At 63.0% G+C, this 15617-nt stretch carries 8 protein-coding genes; 5 read left to right on the plus strand and 3 right to left on the minus strand.

Annotation, left to right across the window (positions count from 1 at the left end; genetic code table 11):
- Positions 1–43: 43 nt before the first annotated feature.
- Complete coding sequence (locus ACHMXK_RS01815; protein ID WP_397437184.1) at positions 44–967, minus strand: LysR substrate-binding domain-containing protein; 924 nt, start codon at positions 965–967, stop codon at positions 44–46.
- Between the two features lie 153 nt (positions 968–1120).
- On the opposite strand from ACHMXK_RS01815, the gene ACHMXK_RS01820 reads away from it, so the two are divergent.
- On the plus strand, positions 1121–2110 hold the full coding sequence (locus ACHMXK_RS01820) for a Bug family tripartite tricarboxylate transporter substrate binding protein (protein ID WP_397442417.1): 990 nt from the start codon (positions 1121–1123) through the stop codon (positions 2108–2110).
- A gap of 28 nt (positions 2111–2138) precedes the next feature.
- On the plus strand, positions 2139–3470 hold the full coding sequence (locus ACHMXK_RS01825) for a hypothetical protein (RefSeq protein WP_397437186.1): 1332 nt from the start codon (positions 2139–2141) through the stop codon (positions 3468–3470).
- Positions 3471–3476: 6 nt separating this feature from the next.
- Here ACHMXK_RS01825 and ACHMXK_RS01830 read toward each other — a convergent pair whose 3' ends face one another.
- Together ACHMXK_RS01830 and ACHMXK_RS01835 are read right to left on the minus strand one after the other, a co-directional pair.
- Positions 3477–4187 (minus strand): helix-turn-helix domain-containing protein, encoded by a 711-nt coding sequence (locus ACHMXK_RS01830; protein WP_397437188.1) that lies wholly within the window; start codon positions 4185–4187, stop codon positions 3477–3479.
- A 117-nt stretch (positions 4188–4304) separates the two neighbouring features.
- Positions 4305–7205: a DEAD/DEAH box helicase gene (locus tag ACHMXK_RS01835; RefSeq protein ID WP_397437190.1), complete on the minus strand. Its 2901-nt coding sequence runs from the start codon at positions 7203–7205 to the stop codon at positions 4305–4307.
- 175 nt (positions 7206–7380) lie between these two features.
- Between ACHMXK_RS01835 and ACHMXK_RS01840 the strand changes: the two genes are divergently transcribed.
- The 3 genes from ACHMXK_RS01840 to ACHMXK_RS01850 all read left to right on the plus strand — a co-directional run bounded on the left by ACHMXK_RS01840 (position 7381) and on the right by ACHMXK_RS01850 (position 15594).
- Entirely contained in the window at positions 7381–8043 is a 663-nt protein-coding gene (locus tag ACHMXK_RS01840; protein ID WP_397437192.1) for a TnsA endonuclease N-terminal domain-containing protein, read from the plus strand.
- Positions 8040–9947 carry a Mu transposase C-terminal domain-containing protein gene (locus tag ACHMXK_RS01845; protein WP_397437194.1) on the plus strand — a complete coding sequence of 636 codons (1908 nt, stop codon included), beginning with the start codon at positions 8040–8042 and terminating at the stop codon, positions 9945–9947. Before ACHMXK_RS01840 ends, ACHMXK_RS01845 begins: the two co-directional genes overlap by 4 nt.
- 349 nt (positions 9948–10296) lie before the next feature.
- Positions 10297–15594, plus strand: a complete 5298-nt coding sequence (locus tag ACHMXK_RS01850) for a sacsin N-terminal ATP-binding-like domain-containing protein (protein WP_397437196.1) — start codon at positions 10297–10299, stop codon at positions 15592–15594.
- Positions 15595–15617: the final 23 nt, after the last annotated feature.

Genomic DNA, 15617 nt, shown 5'->3' on the forward strand with positions numbered 1-15617 from the left:
GTGTGCTGTCGCGCAACAACGGTCTGGTGGTGTTGCGCCCGCGTCAAGGCGGTGATTTTTTCACCGGCTGGCGTGCCAGGGTCTGGAAATAAGTTTTCAGCAGCGCCGCGAACTGCTCGGTCATGGCCGACGGCGCGGACTGGCTGGAAAACGCCATGCAGACTTCCACCGGCAGGCGGGGTTTGAGCGGCAGGATACGCAAGGCGTGGGTAAACACCGAGGCGACGTAAGGGTTGACGATGCCTATGCCCGCGCCCTCGGCGGCCAGGGTGCAGATCGTCACGGAGTAACTGGTCTCCACGGTGGCGCTGGCCTCTACGCCATGTTGCTCCATGGAGCGCTGGAACTGCAGGTGGATTTCATCATCGGCGTTCAGGGTCAGCAAGGTCTGGTCCTGCAAGTCGCGCACATGGATGGCTGCGCGTCCGGCCAGGGCGTGGCCGGGATGCATGACACACACGGCGCTGGCGCGGTGCAGCGTGCTGCCGGAAAACTCCGGGTGGTGGATCGGTGTGGTGGTGAGCACCAGGTCGTAAAGCCCATGGACCAGCCCCTCGCGCAGGTGGTGGGCGCTGATGGTTTGCAGATTGATGTGGACGTCGGGGTAAAGCGCGGAAAACGCCGGCACAATTTTCGGCATCACGCTCAAGCCCAGCGCCGGGGTGCAACCTATGCGCAAGGTGCCGGTGCCCGACTTGCGCATCACGGCCACGTCCTGCTCGATACGTTCCAGCCCCAGGAAGTGGCGTTGCACGGTGTCAAACAGTTGCCGCGCTTCCTGCGTGGGCCGCAGCCGACCTTTTTGAATGTCAAACAGCTTGAGTTGTGTGGCGCTTTGCACCTGGGCCAGCAGGCGGCTGATGGACGGCTGCGTGGTGTGCAGCATGGCGGCCGCGGCCGTGGTGGTGCCGCTCAGCATGACGGCGCGAAAGGCTTCAATCTGGCGGAAGTTCAGCAGGCGGGACATGGTGGATTTGGCGGGGAGATGGGAAGAATGGCCATGTATATCTTTTTGGTATAGCTGTGCACTATAAAAGAATTTTTCAGAATGACGTCATCCCCCTAAACTGCACTTTCATTTCCCTGTCACCCGCTTGTTTCTTCCCCAGAGGTCACCATGATGAAGCGCTACCTGCCCTTGAACAGCATTCAATTTGCCGCGCTTGCAGCGCTCCTGGGCGTGGCCAGCCTGTCGCCAGCCCTGGCGCAGCAGGACTACCCGCAGAAGATGATTCGCATCATTGTTCCTTTCACGGCCGGCGGCAGCTCGGACGTGCAAGCGCGTATGCTGGCGGACCAACTGGGCAAGTTTTACAAACAAACCGTGGTGGTTGAAAACCGTCCTGGCGCCGGCGGCCACATTGGCGGCAAGGCCGTCGTCGACGCACCGGCCGATGGTTACACCCTGATGCTGGGCTCCATCGGCCTGCATGCCACCTACAGCATTTATCCCAAGCTGGCTTACAACCCCGGCACCGACCTGAAGGTGGTGACCGTGCTGGCCGAAATGCCGCATGTGGTGGTGGCCACACCCAAGCTGGCTGCGGCCGACCTGAAACAACTGGTGGCAGAAGCGCGCAAAAACCCGAACACCATCAATTTCGGTTCCGCCGGTGTGGGCTCCTCGGTACACATGATTGGCGAGTTGTTCAAACTCACCGCCGATGCACCGATCACCCATGTGCCTTACAAAGGCAGCTCGGCCGCGCTGAACGACCTGATGGGTGGCCAGATCCAGCTGATGTTTGAAAATCCACCGACCACGCTGTCGCAAATTCGTGCCGGCAAACTCAAGGCGCTGGCCGTCACCGGCAAGACCCGCTCGGCGGCGCTGCCCGAGGTGCCGACCGCGATCGAAGCCGGTATTCCGGCGTTTCAGGCCACGTCCTGGACCACGGTTGCGGTGGGGGCGAATGTGCCGGACGCGCTGGCGGACAAACTCAATGCCGACATCCGCAAGGTGGTGGCCACACCCGAGTTTCAGAAAGGCCTGCTGGACCTGGGCATGACACCCGTGGCGAACACGCGTCCGGCGGCGAACAAGTTCATTGCCGCCGAAAAAGCGCGCTGGGAAAAAGTCATTCAGCAAGGCAAGCTCAGCGCCGAATAAACCCGTACAGCCATCGCCTCTTCATCTCATGACACATTTCGCCACCCCTTCGCCCAGTGTTTTCAGCCCTTGCCGCCTTTTGGGCTCGGGCAAGCAGCATCATTTTTTTGGTTATTACAACAAGAGCACCTGGGATCGCAGTGGTCGTTATGTGCTGGCGCAACAAGTCCCCGTGATGGACGCCGTGTTGACGCCCGAGCTGGCGGCCGAGGTGGGTTATTTTGATTTGCAGGATGGCGACACATTCCACAGCCTGGACACGACAACTGCCTGGAACTGGCAAATGGGCAGTCAGTTGCAATGGCTGGACGGCCGGCAGACGCCACAGGTGATTTACAACACCCGGAGTGACAACGCGGATGCGTTTTACCCGGGCTTTGGCTCCAGCATCTGCGATCTGGCAAGCGGCGAAAAAACCAGGCTGCCGCTGCCGGTTTATGTGGTGGCGCCTGACAGCCGTTATGCCTTGTGTGTGGACTACCGCCGCCTGTACATCACGCACCAGACCATTGGCTACAGCGAACACGGTGGGCCGTTCAGTTTGCCACTGGCGCCCGCCGAGGACGGCATTCATCACATGGACCTGGCCACCGGCGAAGCGCGCCTGATCCTGAGTTACCAGGACTTGCGTGAGTTCCATCCGCGCCCGTCCATGGACAAGGCCATCCATTGGGTCAGCCACATCGAGATCAATCCCTCGTCGTCACGGGTGTTGTTGCTGCATCGCTGGACCGAACGTGTCAAGGATGAAACCTGCTTTTTGCACCGCCTCATCACCGTCAATCCTGATGGTAGCGATTTGCGTCTGCTGGAGTGTTCAGACCATCCCCTGCCGCAGCTGGCTGACAATTTTGATCCGAAGGCCGTCGGCACGTTTGACTACGAAAAGTCGGAGTACCAGATCTCCCATCCTTTGTGGCAGGACGATGAACACATCATTGTCTGGGGGCCGCATGCGGGCAGCATTCACTACCACCTGTACCACGACAGCGCTGAGGGCCAGGTCCAGGTGGTGGGCAAAAACGTGTTGCTTGAAAACGGGCACATGACGTTTTCACCCATCAACAAACGCTGGCTGCTCAGCGATACCTACCCGGATGTACAGACCCACGAACGTATCCTGTTTCTGTTCGACATGAAACATGGCACACGCCATGACCTGGGCAGCTTTTATGCCGACCCGGGTTTGAGCAAGGAAAATCGCTGCGACCTGCATCCACGCTGGAGCCGCGACGGGCGTCAGGTGTGTATTGATTCTGTGCACGCGTCAGCGCGGCAGATGTATATGCTGGATGTTTCTGCGATCACACACTCCGAGCCGCACGGCGCGCTTTCCGTTGAAAGCGTCCAGGCGACCTGACCGGTTTCAGGCCAGCCACTGCCGTCGCATGGCGGCTGTCAGCGCCGAGGGCGACTGGTAGCCGCATTGCAAGGCTACCACCGCCAGCTTCATGCCTTGGGCCCGCAGTGTCTGCGCGCGTGTCAGGCGTTGTTGGCGCAACCATTGCATCACGCTGAGGCCGGTTTCGCGCCGGCAACGCATGGCAAACTGCGTCGGGCTCAAGAACACCTGCGCCGCCAGTTGCGCCACGCTGAGCGGCTCATGCAGACGCTGCTGTGTCCAGGTGGCGAGTTGTGCCCAGTCAATGGGACGTGGGGTGCGGGCATACGGTGAAACGGGTGCCGCCTTGGCTTGGGAGGTCGGCTGCCATGCCTCCAGCAGCAAGGCCGGCCCGCAGTGTTGCGCCAGGCTGCCTGGCTGCTGCAGGGCTTGTTCAAGATACCGCGCCAGTGTCAGAACGGTGGCGCTGCTTGCCGGGCCGGGCGCGCAATGCGCCCAGTCGGCTTGTGTGGTGTCCAGCACCAGGCAGCGGCTGCCTTGGCGGGAGGCAAAGTCGTGCCGCTCACCCGGCGCGATCACGCAGCCCTGGCCGGCCGCAAGGCGCTGACCGCGACCCTGCACTTCAAGCTCCAGCACACCGCCCAGACCCAGCAAGACCTGAAAGTGTTCATGCGTGTGGTTGCCGTGTGACGCGCCGTAGTGGCGCAGCGACAGGGTGGCTGGTGACTGTGTCATGGGGTGTCCGGTGAATCGGGTTGACGGAACCTTGCAGTTTGAAATTATCCGGTCTTTGGGCCGCACACGGCAAGGGCATCACGTCCGCAACGCTTTGCATCGCCGGCTTATTGCTTCTCAGGCGCCCAGCGGTTCCAGCAACGCGGCCAGGTCGTCTTCGCTGAGCAGGGTGTCGCCGCGCGCCGTCGCATCGCTGTACAGGCCGTCGGCGAGCGCGGCTTTGCGTTCCTGCAGCGCGAGGATACGTTCCTCAATCGTGCCCTGTGCCACCAGCCGGTAAACCAGCACCGGCTGGGTCTGGCCTATGCGGTGGGCACGCGCCGTGGCCTGTTCCTGCACAGCCGGATTCCACCACGGGTCATAGTGGATCACGGTGTCGGCTTGCGGCAGGTTCAGGCCGGTGCCGCCGGCCTTGAGGCTGATCAGGAACAGCGGCACCTCACCCGAGGTGAAACGATCAATGATGGCGTCGCGGTTTTGCGACTGCCCGGTGAGTTTGACCCAGCGCATGCCGCGTTCGGCCAGCGCCTCTTCAATCAAGGCCAGCATGCCGGTGAACTGCGAGAACAGCAGCACACGCCGGCCTTCGTCCAGCATGCGGGGCAAGGTTTCCATCAACCAGTCGAGTTTGGCCGAGCCCGGCGCATCGCCAGGCGATGAAGTGGACGAGGTTGGCAGGAGGCGCGGGTCGCAACAAACCTGGCGCAACCGCACCAGGGCCTCCAGGATTTCGAACTGCGAGGAGCCCAGCCCCTTGTTGGCCAGCGCATCACGCACGGTTTTTTCGGTCGACAGGCGAATGCTCTCGTAAAGATCAGCCTGGGCGTCGTCCAGCTCGATACTGGCCACCACTTCCTGCTTGTCCGGCAGGTCGGTCGCGACCTCGTGTTTGGTACGCCGCAGCATAAAAGGTGTGATGCGGCGGCGCAGCTGGGCCAGGCGATCGTTGTCCGCCTGTTTTTCAATCGGCGTGCGGTACAAGGCCCGAAAGCGCGCGGCGCTGCCCAGAAAGCCCGGCATCAAAAAGCTGAACAGGCTCCACAACTCGCCCAGGTGGTTTTCCATCGGTGTGCCCGACAGGCAAAGCCGGTGCCGCGTGTTCAGTTCGGCCGCAACACGTGCAGCCTGACTGCTGGCATTCTTGATGTGTTGCGCCTCGTCCAGCACCACGAGGTGCCAAGCCTGTTGCAGCCAGTGTGCCCGGTCGCGCTGCAGCAGCGAGTAGGGCGCAATCACGATGTCGCAGCCGCCCATGCGTGCCGCGGCGCGGTGGCGTTTTTGCCCGTGCACCACAATCACGCGCAGGCCCGGCGTGAAACGTGTCGCCTCGCGCTGCCAGTTGCCCATCAGGCTGAGCGGCGCCAGGATCAGTGCCGGCCGGTCCAGGCGGCCGGCTTCTTTTTCACACTGGATATGGGCCAGGGTCTGCAGCGTTTTGCCCAGGCCCATGTCGTCGGCCAGGATGCCCCCCAGACCGTGGGCACGCAGGAACTGCAGCCAGCGCAGGCCTTGCAATTGGTAGGGGCGAAGTTCTGCTTTCAGTCCGGCGGGCGCGGGGATGTCCGGCAGAGGCACATTGCCGGCCAGTGGCCCGAGTGCGTCGAGCAAGTCTTGTGCGCCTCGCCAGACCGGGCTGTCGCTGCCGGTTTCATGCAGCGCGATGCCCAGGCGAAAGGCCTCCAGCCGCGACAGGCGCAAGCTGCCTTCGTGAAGGGCGTTACTGGCGTCCTTGTGCTGCCCACGTTCGGCCAGGATATCTAGCAGCGCCTGCAGCCAGGGCCGCAGCGGCTCGCAGGGCAGGCGCCAGTAGCTGCCATCGTGCTGGCGCAGGTAGATGTAAGCCGGCAACTGCAGGGTGACCAGCGGCCGGCCCGTGCTGTCGGGCGCGCCGCTGGCGGCCAAGCCCAGTTGCGCCAGCAACTCGGGCAGCAGCGGCAGGATGTTGCGGCGCTCGCCGTTGATGTTCATGCCCAGCGAAAGGCGAAACCACTGGGCCTCACCGGTGCCCGCAGCACCGAGATCGGCGAGATCACCCGCGTCGTCCTCCATGCGTGCGTCCAGCGTGTCGGCCCGCGCGATCCAGCTTGCCAGTCCGGGCGCTACGCTGACCTCAAACCCAGCGGCGCGAAACAGCGCGAAATCGTCGTCCAGCCACTGCAGCCAGGGCTGCTGCTGGGCCATGGAGATAAAGGTCCGCAAGAACTGGCCGCGTGCATCGCCGGCCAGGCCGAGTTTGTGTAACGCGCGGTCTGCGGCATGTTCGGCGGGCAGGTCGCGGTAGAGCAAGGTCTGCTCACCGGCAACAGTGGTTTCGATGCGTACCGGGTTGTGGTCGTTGAGTGCGTAGTGAAACAGGCCGCCGTAGTTGAAACGCAGGGTGGCGCAAAGCAGGCCGCGCTGTTCGACCCCTTCCGGCGGAACGGCTTCGATATGCAGGTGCGGAACGGGCGCGGGGCCGGTCGGTATGTCTGCCGGCTCGGGTGGTGGCATGACCGGGGCCGGGTCACCAAAAAGGTCTAGCGAAGGGCCGCTTGGAAACCGTTGGCTGGATGTGATGTCCGTGGCCGTATCTTGTACTGCGACTGGCTGGACGTACGCCAAGGGTTCGTTGCTCAGCACGCTGAAAAGATCACCGACGCTGGTGGTGATGGGGCGAGGCGATGGCTGGGCGGGGGCGTCGTCTTGGACAGCGGTGTTGGCCGACTGGTAGGCCGCCTTGACGGCCAGCGCGGCGCTGTGCCGGCAGTTGCGGCTCACACCGCAGTTGCAACGGCCGCTGAAAAACGTGATGTCGCCGTCGGCCGAGGCTTCGAGTTCGGCTGTGACCTCATGGCGTGCCGCGGTTTTGCCGCCGGTACGCACCGTGCCTGCCAGGCTCCATTCGCGGGTGTTGACGCGGCTGATGCTGCAGTCTTCCACCTGCTGGCTGCGGTACAGCGCCAGGCCGGTTTCGAAGCTGGCTTTGGTGAACTGCGCGGACAGCGAGGCCAGGTTCAGCCGCAGCCCGTCTCCGCTCAAAGGCTGGGTGGGAACTGGTCCAGCACACCGGCTGGGCGATCCGACACTGTGAAGATTTCGCTCTGATTGAGACAATTAGCCATTCTTTGAGTTTTTAATTCAGAAGTTATTGAGACAAAATGCAGAAGTTAGTGAGACTACTTCGTCTTGATTTCTCTGCGGCAAGGACTCCTGCATGGCGGTTCGTAAAATTCCGAAGAATTACCTGTTCGTCACTGGCGGCTACTCAAGCCGCAAGAACGAAGAAATGGATGCCTTCGAGTCGTTGCTTGAAAAAGATTATCTACTGCTTCTCGACTTTGACGACACCGTCGAGGCATTCGAAGTCCAGCCCGTCCGGATACCTGTAGCCGGGGTGCCCAAGGGGTATGTCCCCGACGTACTGGTCCGGTATCGGTCAGGTCACCACTCTGATGCGGTTCGCAAGCCTTTGCTGGTGGAGGTCAAGCATACCGACCATCTAGAGCGTCACGCAGAAAAATATGCGCCAAAATTCGCGGCCGCGCATCAGTTTGCCGAAGACAAGGGGTGGGAGTTCGCCGTCGTCGATCAGACGCAAATCCGAATACCACGTCTTGCCAATCTAAAGTTTCTGCGCGAATACCGCAACGTTAGCCCGTCAGCTGCTGATATCCAGCAGGTGTTGGGTTGCATGGAGCGTTCGGCCGGCGAGACCTCGTCGCACGCGTTGCTGGACATCCTGGCCCCGACTGACGATGAAAAACTGTATTGGCTACCGGTCATCTGGTCCATGGTCCTCACCAAGCATGTCGCCGTTGACCTTGATCAGCCCTTTACGAACGACGTCCCCCTCTGGATGGCTGGAGTTCACAAATGAAAGCTCAGGCAAAAACGCAGCTGTGGATCACCAAAGGGGCCACGGTTTCAAATGAAGGACGAGACTACGTCATTCTGGCTCTTGCCGACATCAATCTTGTTTTGGCCAAGGACGTCGAGTCTGGTGAACGTGTTCTGCTCAAGATCGGTGATCTCGGCCCACCCAAAGTAATTGGTGAGGCTCAAGGTGCACCAAAAGCGGAGTCCGAGTTGCTGGATGTGTCGGACGAACTGTGGGAAATTGCAGAAACCCGGCGCCGATTGATTGACCCGTTGCTTGGCATCTACTACCAGCATGCGCAAGCGCTGGCCGACCAGATCGCAGCCACAGCCGGCGTGAGTCGGGCCACTATCTATCGCTGGGTGGCCGCCTTCAGAAATACCGGCATGCTTTCCTCCCTACTACCTCAAACCAGCTTGCGAGGTGGCAAGGCGGGTAGTAGGATTTCACCTGACGTTGAAGCGATCATCAAGGATGCCTTGGAGAGTTTTCACGACACGCTTCAAAAGCCGTCGATCGCCGAGACCGTGTCGGAAATTCGGAGGCGCTGCTCCAACGCCGGCTTGACGCTGCCAGCCATCAATACCATTCGGTCGCGGCTGGCCCAAACAGAAGGTCGCGAGCGGATCAGTCGTCGCGAAGGCGTTGCAGTTGCGCACGACCGACATGATCCGATCAAAGGTGTGATTCCCGATGCGGATTGGCCGCTGGCCATCGTGCAGATGGATCACACCCTGCTACCCGTCATCATCGTCGATGACAAGTACCGCAAGCCGATTAACCGCGCCTGGATTACCCTGGCTATCGATGTGAATAGTCGGGTGTGTTTGGGCATGTACCTGACCTTGGAAGCGCCTTCTGCCATGTCGGCCGGCATGTGCATGGCGCACGCCATCCTTCCCAAGGAAGTTTGGGTGCGACGGCATGGCGTGACCAGTGTGGAGTGGCCGTTCTGGGGCGTCATGGGGGCGCTGCATATGGACAATGCCCGTGAATTTCGTGGCGACATGCTCAAGGCGGCTTGCCGCGAGTACGACATTGACGTGCATCTGCGTCCCGTCAAAACCCCGCGGTATGGTGCGCACATCGAACGCCTGATGGGCACCGTTACTCAAGGTCTCAAGACCGTCAAGGGATCCACCTTCTCCGGACCTGAGGAAAAAGGCGAGTACGACGCCGAAGGCAATGCATGTATGACCTTCGAGGAGATCGAGAAGTGGTTGATCCTCTTCTTTGCCAGGTATCACATCAAGAAGCATGACGGTATTGGTATGCCGCCCATCCAAAAGTGGAAGGAAGGACTGCTCGGAACCAAGGGCAAGCCCGGTCGGGGTTTGCCGGCAAGGCGGTTGGACGAGGAAAATCTACGCATCAACTTCACGCCATACGTTGAGCGCACTGTCCAGGGATACGGCGTAGTGATCGATGACGTCCACTATTACCATGATGTCTTGCGGCCCTGGATCAACACACCGCACCCTGAATTTCCCAAGCACAAGCGGAAATTCAGGTTTCACCGGGATCCGCGAGACATCAGTCAGCTGTATTTCTTTGACGAGATTGCGGGCCGTTATTTCGCCATTCCTTACCGGGATACAAGCCTGCCGCCAGTGAGCGTCTGGGAGCTGCGTGAAGGGCATCGAAAAGCAGGTGAGCGTGGCATCCCCGCAGAAAACGAAAAGGCCGTTTTTGCCATCATCAATGAGCAGCGCGTTCTGGAGGCGGACGCTGCAGCCAAAACCAAAACGGCACGGCGTGAACAGCAACGCCGTACCGAACACGAAAAGCAGCGAGGGGACAAGGCGCAAGCCATGCCAAACGTCGCTCGTCCTACTTCTAGCGCACCGCCATCGGCTGTGCGTGGCTACGATCCAGAGAAGGTACAACCATTGGATGACGAATGATGCTGCCTACGTGAGGGCGCTGGAAATCGCTGTCCATCATTCCGGCTGTCACTGACCAGTGATGCTGGCGATGACCACCGTATGTCAGCGTCGGAGAAGAAAAAACTTCCCCTTAGGACCAAACCAGCCGGCCAACGGATCCCGTTTGAGCGCCTGCCATGCAGCGATTGCGGCCAGTGGCCTTCGAATGGGGTACTTTCGTTGTGCGGCAGCAAGCGGTCGTTTCGCCCGGCGAGGGGCAAGCAATCGGCCTGCTCTCCTCGTGCTGCAATTCCCATCGGCAGCATCGAAATCTGGCTTTCCGTCTCGCAGAGTGTTGTCTAATCAGCTCAAACCAAGGGGGCCAGGCATGGATGAAACGGTGACGCAAATGGACGACGGCTGCGCCGAGAAGTTGATGGTTGCGGCTGCGACGCAGCTCGCCTCGGCCGCGGAGCTCATCGGCAGCGTCACTCGCTCGCAGCTTGAGCACGCCTTGGACGGGCAGCGGCGCGGCCTGAAGGTGTACGAGAGCCTGAAGAGCCTGAACGAGATCATCGGTACGCAGTACGGCGACCGCGTCCTTTTCGAGCTCCTTCAAAACGCCCACGACGCGCACGCCGTCGGCCAGAAGGGCGAAGTCGCCATCCACCTGGTGGTCGCCAGCGACCACACAGGCGTACTGCTCGTCGCCAACAAGGGGCGCCCCTTCTCCCACTCGAACTTCGAGGCGATCCGCAACATCGGAACGAGCGATAAGGAAATCGGCGAAGGGATCGGAAATAAAGGCCTCGGCTTTAGAAGCGTCGAGGCGCTCACCAACGACGTTCACATTTTTTCCGCTGGCGCTCAAATGCCGGCGCCCGCGTTCGACGGCTACTGCTTCCGGTTCGCGTCAACGGAAGAGATCGCAGAGCTCTTGGGCGAGCTTGACGCTTCTTCTGAGGTAGCCGCCAAGGTCGCCGCCGACATTCCGCGCTACCTCGTCCCCGTCGCCGTTAGCGAACAGTCGGACGAGGTGCGCCGCCTTGCCGCGCTGGGGTATGCGACGGTCGTTTGCCTGCCATTGGCTTCCTCGCGCGAGGTCGAACTGGCGGAGAGGCAGGTGGCCGCGCTGACCAACGCAGCGGCGCCAGTTCAGCTCTTTCTTGATCGTCTCGCGTCGCTGGATATCTCGATCGTTCGAGCCGGAGTCGAGGTTGAAAGGGCGACGCTCTCCCGCGCGGTGGAACCGCTCTTGAGGGATCCGTCTTCGAGCATTCGAATGCAACGCGTGAAGCTGAGCGACGGAAGCGCGTTCCTCGTCGTCAGGCAGACGCTGCAGAAGGGCGCTGTGCTTGCGGCGGTCGAAAAGAGCATACCGGCGGCGCCGCCGCTCAAGCGCTGGCTTGCCTGGAAGGGCGACGCCGTCGTTTCGATCGCCGTGTGCCTGGACAAGGTAGTCGCACCGCGCCTGTACAACTTTCTTCCGATGGACGACCACGCGGTCTCGCCGATGGCCGGCCACATCGATGCGCCGTTCTTCGCGGACATCGACCGGCGCACCATCAAGGCCGACCTGCCGCTGAACCAACTCCTGATCGAGGCCGCGGCCGACACCGCGGCTAAGGCTTGTTTGGCGATCGTCGATGAGGGCTTGGCCGTACCGCCGAGCGCTGTCGTTGACATGGCCGCCTGGTCGGGGGCGAGCATTGCAACGATCGTCGCCGCGTTTCAGTCGATCGGGCGACCGCTCTCCGACGCTGCCGTCTGGCCCGCCGCGTCCAGCGAAGGCGCCTACTGGGCGTCGTTCCGGATGCTCTACGCTTGGCCGGACGTCCGGACCAAGCAGATATCGCCGACGCGTCTGCGATCGATCGCTGAGGCCGACATCCTCTCCGGCGTCTCGGAGGGGCAGCTCGCGCGGGTCAGGGCGCTCGCCGCCGCCGTCGGCCTGCCGCTCGACCTGAGCGCAGCGCAGCTGGGCTGGTGGGTCGAGGCGACGGCCGAACACCTCGCAAAGAAGACCAAGCCCGGCGCGACCGCGTGGCGAGACTTCTACGCGGACGCGCTCGCGCTCTTCGCCGCTTCCAGTATCAGCCTCGCGGAATTGGTGGGCAGGAAGGTGCTCCTCAGCGACGAGAAGAAGCTTCTCGTCGCGACCGCGGACACGCGGGGCGACGCCCCTCCGGTGTTCGCACGAAGGGCAAGCGCACACGGCAGGCGCGGCGAGGGCGCGCCCAACCCGCCCTCAGCCATCGCGCGCAAGTTTCGATTCCTGAACCAAGGCGTTGGAATCCCCGAAGAGGTCGTCCAGAAGTTCGAGAAGGCCGGCCTCTTGCGGCACTACGACCCCGTCGAAGCGCTGGAGGCCTTGAAGGGCGTGCTGGGGTCCGCGACGGAGAATCAGCGGTACGAGGCCTTGACGTGGGCCTTCCGCGTGTGGCTCGCCGACGGGGATCAGGCCGTCGAAGCCGCGGTGCGCGCAGCCGACCTGATGGTGCCGTGCTCGGGCGGTTGGATGCCCGCCAGAGAGGCACTGATGTCCTCGTCGTGGAGCGCTCTCGGTCGCACGCTTGAGCAGTACTTCGACGAGGCGGCCGCCGCGTCCGCGGACTGCAGGGCCCAGCGCGATCGTCTCCTCGTCGCCTTCTCCAGTTGGCCCAGAGCGCGCGCCGACGACCGCCGCGAAGACTGGACGCAGTTCCTGAGGATCCTGGGAGTAGGAGACGGACTTGAACCCATCCCCGCGACGATGCGGCGCGCCGGCACACCAAGCGGATACTGGAACGCGCTTCTGCAGTATGGAGATTCCAAGCACGGGTTCGACGCGAACTGGACCGGGATCGCCTCCCAGCACGCTCTGTACTTCCCGCAGACCCAGTACAAAATGCACGGCGAGGCTTGGAGGGTGCCGGGGCAGCTTGAGCACGAGCAGCTTCCGGAGTCGGCGAGGGGGCTTCTTTCAAACCTTCTGGTCGCCTACCTGAAGGCCCGCGGCGACGCGCACTTCCAGTTCAGCGTTCACCACTGGCGCGGGCACCCATTCGTTACCCTTCCCACTCCGCTGCAGATATTCCTGCGACACGGCCGCTGGCCCGCGAGCACGCGCGCTGACGATATCGTCTTCGCCCGGCCCTGCGGCAGCTGGTCCACGACCGTGGCCAAGCAGCATCCTCCGCGGTTCGTCGCGCGATTCAAGTCCGAGCCTGGCGCCCGCGAGGAGCTGCCTCCGATTCTTTTCGACCCCAAGATTGGCCTTCGCAACTGGTCTGACGCTGCCAGTGCACCGGGCCGGCTGGCGTCCCTGGCCGGGGCGCTGCCGGAGTTGTCGGCCGCCGAAAGGCGCGACCTGCGCGACCAGCTCCGACGCGCATGGTCCGACGTCGCGGCACAACGCGCGTCGCTTCCCGCGTCGCTTCGACTGGTCGTGGACAGGGTGGGCGTCCTTGAGCTGCTTTCGGGGTGCGAAGAGGACTCGCCGGCCGTCTACGTCACCACCGAACCGCAGGCTTTCGCAGCTCGTTCCCTGACTGACGCCGGGGAAGCGGTGTTGGACGTCGGCGAAACCGACGCCCCGCTTATCTGCGAGCTGCTCAAGGCGACCGGCTGCTTCTCTCCGAGGCTCGCCGATTCCGGCGACGTGCAGCTCGTCGTGGACGGGCTGCCGTTCGCGGCCTCGCCCGCCGATCCCCTGCTGGTGGCCGGCGATCTGTCATGGCTGAGCGACGTGGCGGTGCTTGCGCACGAACACCTGGGCGACCCCCTGGAGACTCGAACGCTTCCGGCGGACGAGCTCGACCGCCGGCTGCGAGCGATCCGCGTTAGGAGGTGCGGCAGCTTCGCCCTCACGATCTCAGGCCAGGAGATACCGGTCCGGGCCAGGGAGCGCGCGCACGCCGTGCCTCACGTCCGCGTACCGACGCTGCTCGTGCAGACCGCCGGCCCCATCGACCTTCGCCTGCTGCTCGAGGCGTCACAGGCGATCACCAAGCTGCTCGGATCCCGCCGCAACACCATAGAGTGGGCGCTGGGGCGGCTTCAGCGCGACGGTTATGACGGCGGCCCAGAGGGCCCGGCGGAAGACATGCTGGCCAACGCCATCGGCAGAGACGCCGGCGTCGTGCGTGAACACTTCGCTGCGACCAAGGACGGCGTTCAGCGCCGGGTCGACGCGGTCCTGCCGGCGGTAGCCTTCCTCAAGGGCTGGGAGGCCGTGGAGCGGCTTCGGGAGAGGCACGCTCAGTTCGGCCCCGCCCTGCAGCTCCGCGCCTGGCTTGCGGGCGAGCTCCCGGCGGAGGTGGTGGACCAGTTGCTCGAAGTCGTCGCCGAGACCGACGACCAGAAGGCGATCCGCGTGCGGCTCAACCTGGACTTCGCCGCCTTCGGCAGCACGCTCGCCGAACTCGGCTACCCACCGATGAACGATGAGGCGGACTTTCGCCGCCTGTTCAGCGCATACCTCGCCGAGTTGGCCTCCTCGATACGCGAACGGCTGAGGCGAGTCTTTCTGCCTGCCTGGCGGGCCGCTGCGCCGCTCGACAAGTACGTGATCCTGCGAACGCTTGAATTCATCCAGTTCGACTCGCAGTGGCCGCTGCAGCTGGAGGAGCTCGATCGAGCCCGCGTCGTCGCCCACGCGGATCTGGCGGTTGAGGCAATGCTCGGGGCCGACGACCCCGCCGTTGAGCTTGAGGTCCTGGAGGTCGTTGCAGCAGCCAACCGGAAGCAGGTGACAGCGCGGCACGCGGAACTGACGAACCTAATGCGCGCCTGGTGCAGGAAGAACGGCACTCAGCAACCGACCGGCGCTGGCGCGGCCGATGCCCAGCAGCTCGTGCGCGAGCTGGACCAGGCGGGCCTGCTGGACTTTGAGGTGATCGCGCCAGGCGCCTTGCCGGCGCTGCTGCGCCGCGCCGGCTGGTGGCCGGAAAACATGCCGACCACCGAGTCCCTGAGTGACCTTGGCCTGACGGCGGAGGACTTGAAACACGAGGAGCAGGAGGCTCGCGAACTCCGCCTGAAGTCCGAGGTGGCTCGCCGCAACGTCCCCTTCGCCGGACGCTTGCTGGACACCGGAAGCCCCGGATTCATCCTGGAGTTCGAGAACCTCGCGGACGCGGCCATCGCACAAAGCGACGAGTGGTTCACCCGTAGCCGCGTCGCTCGCCTGCTTCAGCAGGAGGAAGTAGGCAAACCGCGGCCTGGATCAAGCGGAGGCGGCGGGGGCGGAACCTGGCGCAACCAGCCGTCCGACGCAACCCGCACGGTCATGGGCATGGCGAGCGAGTGGTTGGTGTGGAAGCTGCTTTTCCGGCGCCATCCGAAGGAAATGTCGGACGAGTGCTGGGTCTCGTCGAACCGCGAAAAGTTCTGCAGCGGCCCAGCGGGCGACGACTCCTTGGGCTACGACTTCCGGGTAATGACCGCGCGCCATGAATACCTCTACGAGGTCAAGTCGGCGCTCGACGCCGGCGGCGAGTTCGAGCTGACGGCACGAGAGCTCGAGGTCGCCGGGAGTGCAAGAGAGGACCAAAAGCGCAGGTACCGCATCCTGTACGTGCCGTTCGTGTTCGATCCGACCCGCTGGATGGTGATGACCCTGCCCAACCCGGCCGGCACCAAGACGCGCGATCAGTTTCGCGTCGTGCGAAGCGGCTCCGTTCGGTACCGCTTTGAGCAGCGCTAGACCCGGCGCGGCCGTCGACGCCT

It is taken from the genome of Polaromonas sp. UC242_47 (assembly GCF_044452385.1).
Lineage (GTDB): Bacteria > Pseudomonadota > Gammaproteobacteria > Burkholderiales > Burkholderiaceae_C > Polaromonas.

Coding starts and splice junctions, on each gene's coding strand:
- ACHMXK_RS01815 (WP_397437184.1), bottom strand. CDS start 967: ATGTCCCGCCTGCTGAACTTCCGCCAGATTGAAGCCTTTCGCGCCGTC.
- ACHMXK_RS01820 (WP_397442417.1), top strand. CDS start 1,121: ATGAAGCGCTACCTGCCCTTGAACAGCATTCAATTTGCCGCGCTTGCA.
- ACHMXK_RS01825 (WP_397437186.1), top strand. CDS start 2,139: ATGACACATTTCGCCACCCCTTCGCCCAGTGTTTTCAGCCCTTGCCGC.
- ACHMXK_RS01830 (WP_397437188.1), bottom strand. CDS start 4,187: ATGACACAGTCACCAGCCACCCTGTCGCTGCGCCACTACGGCGCGTCA.
- ACHMXK_RS01840 (WP_397437192.1), top strand. CDS start 7,381: ATGGCGGTTCGTAAAATTCCGAAGAATTACCTGTTCGTCACTGGCGGC.
- ACHMXK_RS01845 (WP_397437194.1), top strand. CDS start 8,040: ATGAAAGCTCAGGCAAAAACGCAGCTGTGGATCACCAAAGGGGCCACG.
- ACHMXK_RS01850 (WP_397437196.1), top strand. CDS start 10,297: ATGGATGAAACGGTGACGCAAATGGACGACGGCTGCGCCGAGAAGTTG.